The 911-nt window shown below is 63.1% G+C and carries 1 protein-coding gene and 1 pseudogene; both read left to right on the forward strand.

Going from position 1 to position 911, the window contains the following annotated elements:
* Positions 1-801 (forward strand): TIGR01459 family HAD-type hydrolase (locus EN994_RS33290; protein WP_127308249.1); only part of this gene is annotated, 801 nt, incomplete at its 5' end.
* Between the two features lie 6 nt (positions 802-807).
* Positions 808-911, forward strand: a pseudogene (locus tag EN994_RS33295) (bifunctional riboflavin kinase/FAD synthetase); the annotation flags it as partial.

Below are 911 nucleotides of genomic sequence, written 5' to 3' on the forward strand. Positions count from 1 at the left end.
ATCCTGTGCGACGTCTGGGGCGTGGTCCATAATGGCGAAACGCATTTCCCTGTGGCGGCCTCCGCATTGGCAAGGGCTCGAGAGGCGAAAATCCCCGTCGTCCTGATCACCAATTCGCCGCGCAGAAGTGCCGATGTCGTGGCGCAGATGAACGCGATCGGTGTTCCACCGTCAGCCTACGACCGGGTGGTTACCTCAGGCGACGTGACCCGGGATCTGATCGCCGAAGGGCCGCGCAAGATTTTCCATATCGGCGCCGACCGCGACTTCACCCTCTATGAAGGTCTCGACGTCGAGCTTGTCGAGGAGTTCGAGGCGTCCGGCGTCGTCTGTACCGGCCTGTTCGACGACGAGGTCGAGAAGCCCGAGGATTACGCGGAGCTCCTGCGGCGGCTGCGCGCCAGGAACCTGCCTTTCATCTGCGCAAATCCCGACATCGTGGTCGAACGTGGCGAACGCATCATCTGGTGTGCCGGCGCGCTGGCGCGTGACTATGCCCAGCTCGGCGGCCGCACATTGATCGCTGGAAAACCTTACGCGCCGATCTACAATCTCGCGATGAAGGAGGTTGCCGAGATTCTTGGCCAGCCGGTCGAGCGCGGCCAGGTGCTGGCCATCGGCGACGGCATGATGACCGATGTGAAGGGCGCCGCCGACAATGGCTTCGATGTTCTTTATGTCTCCGGCGGTATCCATGCCCGCGACTATGGCGATGCCCTGCAACCGGATCCGGCAAGATTGGCGGCCTTCCTGGAAAAGCATGGCTATGGTCCGGTGGCCGTCATTCCCAGACTTCGGTAGGTGACGATGGCAGCCTTCCAGCGCATCCTGGCAACCGCGCCGCTTCCCGCCGACCTGCGCGGCGGCGTCGTGGCGATCGGCAATTTCGATGGCGTCCATCGCGGCCATCA

The organism is Mesorhizobium sp. M7A.F.Ca.CA.002.09.1.1 (assembly GCF_003998555.1).
Lineage (GTDB): Bacteria > Pseudomonadota > Alphaproteobacteria > Rhizobiales > Rhizobiaceae > Mesorhizobium > Mesorhizobium ciceri.